Source organism: Streptomyces thermocarboxydovorans (assembly GCF_039524635.1).
Classification (GTDB): Bacteria; Actinomycetota; Actinomycetes; order Streptomycetales; family Streptomycetaceae; genus Streptomyces; species Streptomyces thermocarboxydovorans.
This window is the reverse complement of the sequence record NZ_BAAAGU010000056.1, coordinates 35,859-42,923: the sequence shown is the minus strand read 5'-3', so window position 1 is coordinate 42,923 and position 7,065 is coordinate 35,859. Positions and strand designations below refer to the sequence as shown.

The 7,065-nt window shown below is 74.3% G+C and carries 4 protein-coding genes; all 4 read right to left on the bottom strand.

Annotation, left to right across the window (positions count from 1 at the left end; genetic code table 11):
• Positions 1-102: 102 nt before the first annotated feature.
• A complete protein-coding gene (locus ABD198_RS24200; protein WP_344005633.1) occupies positions 103-1,701 on the bottom strand; it encodes a serine/threonine protein kinase in 1,599 nt (532 codons plus the stop codon).
• Positions 1,702-2,056: 355 nt separating this feature from the next.
• Positions 2,057-3,016: a threonine/serine dehydratase family protein gene (locus ABD198_RS24195; RefSeq protein WP_344005631.1), complete on the bottom strand. Its 960-nt coding sequence runs from the start codon at positions 3,014-3,016 to the stop codon at positions 2,057-2,059.
• Between the two features lie 92 nt (positions 3,017-3,108).
• On the bottom strand, positions 3,109-3,786 hold the full coding sequence (locus tag ABD198_RS24190; protein ID WP_344005629.1) for an AIM24 family protein: 678 nt from the start codon (positions 3,784-3,786) through the stop codon (positions 3,109-3,111).
• Between the two features lie 246 nt (positions 3,787-4,032).
• Positions 4,033-6,993, bottom strand: a complete 2,961-nt coding sequence (locus ABD198_RS24185) for a helix-turn-helix transcriptional regulator (protein ID WP_344005627.1) — start codon at positions 6,991-6,993, stop codon at positions 4,033-4,035.
• Positions 6,994-7,065 lie beyond the last annotated feature (72 nt).

Sequence of the window (7,065 nt, the reverse complement as noted above, 5' to 3'; positions counted from 1 at the left end):
CTTGGTCGGTGAGTTCATGACGACGTACCACACCACCATGATCCACCATCTAGCGATCTTTGAAGACGGACCCTAGTTGAGCGTGGACCCGGACCCCCGTGCTCAGGCCGCGGCCGGACGGAAAGTGCGCAGGAACGTCTCCAGCGCCTCTCTGCTCTCCGCGTCGTCCCAGTCCTCGGCCGGGGTCGTCCAGCGCAGCGAGAAGCCCCGGCCGCCGCCGAGGAGGACACCGCGCCCGAAGGTGCGCACCTTGGTGTCGTTCTTCTCCTCGGTCCACTCCATGTCGGCCGCCTGGCGGCCCTGGTACGTCGTCGCGCGGATCTCGCCGATTCGGTCGTAGTCGTCGTCGCGCTTCAGATTCGGCTCCACGTCCTCCCGCCACACGGCCACCGGGTCGGGGCCGACGCGCTCGCTGTAGGTGACGGCGAGGGTGCGCGGGTCCTCCTCGGCGCCGAAGGTGACCCGGTACGCCACGTCGCCCGCGCGTGAGGTGTCCAGCCGTTGCCAGCCCTCGGGGAGCGCGACCGAGAAACCCTCGGGCGCCCGGTAGAGCTCGAAGCCCGGCGGCAGCTTGTCCGTGTCCGAGGGGGAGGGGCTCGGGGCGGCGGAGGACGGCGGGGCCGACGGGTCGTCACCGGGTGCGCCGGGACCGCCGGGCGCGTCCGGCGACGAGGCCGAGGGCGGCGATGTGTCCGCAGCCTCGGGCTCGGAGTCGCCGCCCGGCAGGCCCTGCGTCGCCGCCAGCACCGCGACCGCCACGGTCATCACCGCGAGCGTGGTGCCGACGACCATCGTTCTGCGGCTCCACTCCCGGCCCACGCCGCGCAGCGCGGCGGCGGCGTCGCGCAGCCGGGGGCCGGGCATGGCGGCGGCCGACATCGAGGCGGAATCCTCGCTGACCACCCGGGTGAGGACCTCCCGGGCCACCTCGTGGTTGAGCCGTTCGCGGGGGTCCTTGCGCAGCAGGCCCTGCACCAGCTGGGTGAGCGGTCCGGCCCGCAGCGGGGTGCGCAGCGGCAGCCGGTCCACCCCTTTCAGCGTGGCCTCGGGCCGTCCCCGGTCACGGAACGGGGGCCGCCCCTCGAGCATCGTGTACAGCAGCGCGCCGAGCGCCCACAGATCGGTGCCCGGGCCGATGCGCTCGCCGCGCGCCTGCTCCGGCGACGCGTACGACGGTGCCGTCAGCCGCGGGGCGTCGGTCGCGCCGGCCAGGCCCCAGCCGGTGACGACCACCGGTCCGGTGTCGCGCACGAACACATGGCCGGGGCCGAGCTCGCCGTGCGTGATGCCCACGGTGTGCGCGGCGTCCAGCACGTCCAGCAGCTCCAGGCCGATACGGGCGGCCCGTACGTAGTTGAAGGTGCCCTGCTCGGCGAGGAGGGCACCGAGCGACGAGCCGTCGATCCAGGTGGTGGCGGTCCACAGACAGCCGGCCTCGGCGACGGCCTCGATGACGGTGGCCATCTGCCCCGGGCACAGCCGGGTCACGTCCTCGGTGGTGCGCAGCACCCGGTCGGGGACATGGGGCAGGAGCTCGCCGGCCGGATCCTCGGGCAGCCGGCTCTCCATGACCAGGCAGGGCCGGCCGGTCCGGGTGTCGTCGGCGTACCAGCAACGGAGATTGGTCTCACGATGGAGGACCTCGACCAGCCGGTAGCGTCCGGCGACCGACTCGTTCGTGGAGGCGCGCGCCCTGCCCATGACCCATCCCTCGTCGAACCACTGTGTCCCGCGTTTGCCAGAGATACGAGGGACCGGGCCGGGTCCGTTCAATGGGCGGCGAGAAATCCCGGGGTTTTCCGGGAATCCGGGCTCCGCTTCAAAAGGGGCGAGCGCGTGTGCGAGGGAAAACAGCCAGAGGGTGGGTTCGCCCCTCACCTGCGGCATGTGCACCCGTCAGGCCGGAGAGCCAATTGCGTTTTCCGGCCCGCGCGGAACCGAATTCCCGCCCCCACCTGGTAGTAACCCGCGGTAAATGCGGCGGCGGGCCGAGCGGCGGCCCGGGTGCCGTCCCGGCCGGAATTCGGCGGGCGGTTTTCCGGGCCGCGCGCGGCGCTCAGCGCAGACCGAAGCGGGACGCCCAGTCGATCATGTCGCCGGTGGTCGCGTTGCCCCCGCAGACCACCAGCCCCAGCCGGGCCCCGTCGCCCACCCGCTCCAGCACCCGCCGCGCGGCGGGCAGCAGGCAGCCGGCGGCCGGCTCCGTCCACACCTTGGCGTGCTCGGCGAGTTCCAGCGAGCCCGCCACCGCCTCCCGGTCCGGCACCACCAGCACCTCGGTGACCAGCTCCGCGACATGCTCGTACGTCAGCTGCGACACGGACGGGGCACTGAGTGTGGACACGATCGACGACAGCGTGACCGGCACCGGCCCGCCCGCCGCCAGCGCCCGGGACATCGCCTCGGCGCCCTCGGTCTCCACGCCCCAGATCCGCACCCCGGGCCGCCGGGCCCGCAGCGCCGCCGCGACCCCGGCGATCAGCCCGCCGCCCCCGATACTCACCAGCACGTCCGTCAGCTCACCGGCGTCCTCGGCGAACTCCAGCCCCACCGTGCCCTGACCGGCGATCACCACCGGGTCGTCGAAGGGGTGGACCAGGGTCAGCCCCTCCTGCTGGAGCCGTTCGGTCAGCGCGAACGCCCCGGCCATGTCGTCCGTCAGCCGCACCAGCGCACCGGCCGACTCCGCGATCTCCACGGCCCGCGCGGGCGCCGAACGCGGCATGACCACCGTCGCCTTCACCTGCAGCGCCGAGGCCATGACGGCCAGCGCGATGCCGTGGTTGCCGCCGCTCACCGCCACCACACCCGCGGCCCGCTCCGCCTCGGTCAGCGACAGCAGCTTCGCCGCGGCGCCGCGCGCCTTGAACGAGCCGGTGCGCTGCAGCAGCTCCAGCTTCGCCGTGACCGGGACACCGAGCAGTGCCGACAGCCCCGGGCTCGGCACCGTGGGGGTGCGCACCACATGCTCCGCGATCCGCCCGGCGGCGTCCTCGATCTCCTGGATCCCGATCACGTGTCCTGTTCCTCCCCGGCGCGGCAGGTCGTCGGCATGGGGTCCGCGCCACCACGACCCTCACCCGGGGCGACGGCCCCGGTCAACCGGGTTCAGTGCTGCTGAGGCCGGTGCGGGGGCGCCTCGCTGGGCCGCACCACGACATGCCCCTCGCCCTGCAGCATCAGCTGCACGGCCTCACCCGAGCCGCCGCGCAGCATCGACCCCAGCGACTGCGAGCGGTGCAGTGAGGTGGCCAGCCCCGCCGTCCAGCCGACCACGGCGTCGGTGTCCACGTACACCGGGTACTGCGGCGAGACCGGGATCACCAGCGGGTCGCCCTCGCACACCAGGCCGAGCTTGCCGTGCCCGGTGAAGACACTGTTGAACAGGCCGCCGCCGGTGATGCCGGCGCCCTTCACGGTCGCGATGCGGTACGACAGCGTGGCGTCGAAGCACAGCACATTGCGGCCGTTGACGGTGAACTCCTCGCCGGGGGCGACCTCCACGATGAAGCAGCTCTGCGCCTCGAGCGCGAACCAGGCCTCGCCCTGGCCGCGCACCGTCATCAGCGGCAGCCCCTCACCGGTCACCGCGCGCTTCAGCATGCCGCCCACACCCTGGCTCTTGCGCTCGAAGGCGAGGTTGCCGCGGTAGGCGACCATCGCGCCCTGCCGGGCGAGCATCTCGCCGTTCACCACGTAGCGGACGCACTTGGCGTTCTCGACCGTCATGCCCGGCGCGGTGGCCGGCTGCACCATGTGCCGGCTGGAAAACAGGTCACCCTTCATACCGGCATCCTCACCCGGCGGGCCGCACCGGGCCAGGGCCGGGGCAGCACAAGACCTGCTTGGGCCCTGTCAGTTGGCCCGATGACACCCCTCAGCCCTGACACCACGGCAGCGCACACTGTGACCACATGGTCACGTAGCGTTGCCGGGTCGGGTCACATTACTACTGCGATAGGCGTTCAAACCGACCGCCGGGCGCGCGTGCCCACGGAAAGGCCGAATGCCTAGATTTTGGAAAGACAGGCCCTACGTGTCGAGCAGGCCCTTGCGGTGCGCGATGGCCACCGCCTCGGTACGGCTGGAGGCGCCCAGTTTGGCGAGGATGTTGGACACATGGACGCTCGCCGTCTTGCCGGTGATGAACAGCTCCTCACCGATCTGCCGGTTGCTCCGTCCCTTCGCCAGCAGCCGCAGCACCTCGCGCTCGCGCGCGGTGAGCAGCGACGGCCGGTCCCCGTTCCGGGGCGTCCGCGCCAGGCGGCCACGGCTCACCAGCTCGTCCAGCCGCTGCCGCAACACCGTGGCGCCCAACCGGTCGGCGGTCTCGCGCACCGCGTCCGCCTCCCGTGCCGCCTCCTCGCGCGCTCCTGCGGCCAGCAGCGCCTCGGCGTGCCGCAGCCGGCACCGCGCACGCTCATAGGCGTCCCCGTAGGCGAAGGCGTCCACCGCCCGCTCCCAGGCCGCGGCATCCGGACCCGACACGGCCCGCCGCCACTCCGCCTCCGCACGCGCCAGCCACGCCTGCCCCTCCGGACCCTGCGGGGCGCCGTCGTGGCTGTGCGCGGCCGACTCCCGCGCCGATTCCACGAGTCGGGTCGCCGTCCCGGTCCAGCGCGCGAGCTCCGCCTCGTCGCCCAGCGTGCGCGCCCGGACGGCCGCGTCGGCCACCGGGGCCAGAGCGAGCGCCGCCAGCCGGACCGTCACATCCGGCGTACCGGCCTTGTCCGACAGCGCCCGCACGGTGGACCGCATCCACCGCACGGCGTCCTCCGGATCGTCCCGCAGCGCGGCCGCCTCGGTCAGGGCGATGCCGGCGACCAGCGTCGCCATCCAGTCGAACGGACCTTCCAGCAGGCGCCGGGCACGGTCGGCCGCAGCGAGGTCACCGCGCGCCAGCGCGATGTACAGCGCCGGCGCCATGGTGTACCCGCCCGCGGCGGACAGCGCCTCCGCATCCGCCTCGGCCGCCCGCACGCACTCGTCCCACCGGCCCAGCACATACAGCACCGTCAGCCGCAGGTGCCGCATCTCCAGCGGATACGGCGAGGACAGCAACCCGGCACGGCGCGCCAGGGCGAGACCCTCCGTCACCCAGGACAGACAGGCATCCAGCTCCCCGGACTCGTAGGAGCCCATGGCGAGGTTGAACAGCGCCCGCAGCTCCACCGGGGGATGGCCCGCGGCCCGTGCCAGCTCCCGGGCCCGGGTCAGGCGCTCGCGACCCTCGGGGGAGCGCCGGTGCTGCCCGTCCAGGCCGGCCAGGGAGATCAGCAGATCGGCCTGCGCGTCGGGCATGCCCAGCTGCTCGGCGGCCTCGAGCGCCCGGCGGGCCACCTCCAGCGCCCGGCGGGCCACCTCCAGCGCGGCACCGCCCTCGCCGACGAAACGGGCCGTCATCGCATGGGTGGCCGCCGCCCACACCCAGGTCGGGGAAACCGGCTCGGCGGGGATCATCGCCAGCGCCTCGCTGCTGTGCGCGAACGCCGCGGACAGGTTGTCGACCTGCAGCAGATTTCCGGCCAGGGTGTACCGCACCCGGGCGGCCAGCTCCAGGTCGGCGTCCTGGCCGAGGTCGGCCAGCGCGGACCGGCTCAGGGCGACCGCCCGGTGCAGCTCACCGGCGTGCGCGGCGGCCGCGGAGGCCCGCAGGGTGAGCGCCACCGGGTCGACGCCGGAACCGGCGGGCAGCCCCTTCGGGCCCACCGCCGGCCACAGGTCGAGGGCCGCCTCCAGATGCCGCAGCTCCTCCGCGGGCGCCCCCAGACGCTGGGCGTGGTCGGCGGCCTCCAGCGAGGCGAGCAGCGCCTCCGCCGGGGCGTGGCTCTCGCGGTGGTGGTGGGCGCGCTCCGCCGCCGTCTCCGGGCGCCGCCCGCGCTCGGTCAGCAGCCGGGCGAACACGCCGTGCAGCCGGGCCCGTTCACCCGGCAGCAGATCGTCGTGCACGGCCTCCCGGGTCAGCGCGTGCCGGAAGGCGTAGGTGTCGTCGTCCCCGGCGACCAGCAGCTGCCGTCCGACCGCCTCGCGCAGCGCGGCCTCCAGCTCCTCCTCCGGGATGCCGACCGCCTCCCGCAGCAGCTCGTGCTCCACCCGCCGGCCGGCCACCGCGGCGGTGCGCAGCACCTGCTGGGCGGTCCGGGACAGCTGCTCCACCCGGATGAGCAGTACGTCGGCCAGGGCGCTCGGCACCCCGCCGTCCGCCGTGTCCGTGGCCGCGAGCAGCTCCTCGGCGTAGAAGGCGTTGCCCTCGGCGCGTTCCACGATCCGGTGCACCGTGGCGTCCGGCAGCGGCCGGGGATCCAGGGCGCGCACCAGGCGGGCCACATCGGCGTCGGGCAGCGGCCGCAGCTCCAGCCGCTCCACGGCGGGCAGCCGTACCAGCTCGGCCAGCAGCGGCCGCAGCGGGTGGCGGCGGTGCAGATCGTCCGCCCGGTACGAGACGCACACGGCCGGCCGGGGCGCCGGACCGCCGCCCGCGGAACGCTCCAGGATGCCGCGGCTGAGCAGGAAGCGCAGCAGGTCGCGGGAGGACTGGTCGGCCCAGTGGAAGTCCTCCAGGACGATCAGCAGCGGCGCGATCGCGGCGACGTCGGCCAGCAGCCGGGCCATGCCCTCGAACAGCCGGGCCCGCGCGTCCACGTCCCGCACGGCATCGGGGCCCTCGCCCAGCAGCCGGCCCACCACGGGACGGTCGGCCACGACCGCGGCGAACCGCTCGTCCGCGACGAGCCGCCCCAGCACCTCGGTGAACGGCAGATACGGCAGACCCACGTCGCCGACGTCCACGCAGTGCCCGGTGAGGACCGTGAAGCCGTCCCGCTCCGCCCGTGCGGCGGCCTCGTCCAGGAGCCGGGTCTTGCCCACCCCGGCGTCCCCGGCGACCAGCACCGCGCGCGCCTCGCCCCGCCGGGAGCGCTCCAGCACACCGGCGAGCCGGGCGAGTTCGTGGTCCCGGCCGATGAGCGGGCTCCCGGTGAACACCTGCGACACGCCTCCATCCTGGCACGCGCCGAGGACACCGGGACCGCAGGGCGATCACGGACACCGGACGACGTGTCACGC

Coding starts and splice junctions, on each gene's coding strand:
- ABD198_RS24200 (WP_344005633.1), bottom strand. CDS start 1,701: ATGGGCAGGGCGCGCGCCTCCACGAACGAGTCGGTCGCCGGACGCTAC.
- ABD198_RS24190 (WP_344005629.1), bottom strand. CDS start 3,786: ATGAAGGGTGACCTGTTTTCCAGCCGGCACATGGTGCAGCCGGCCACC.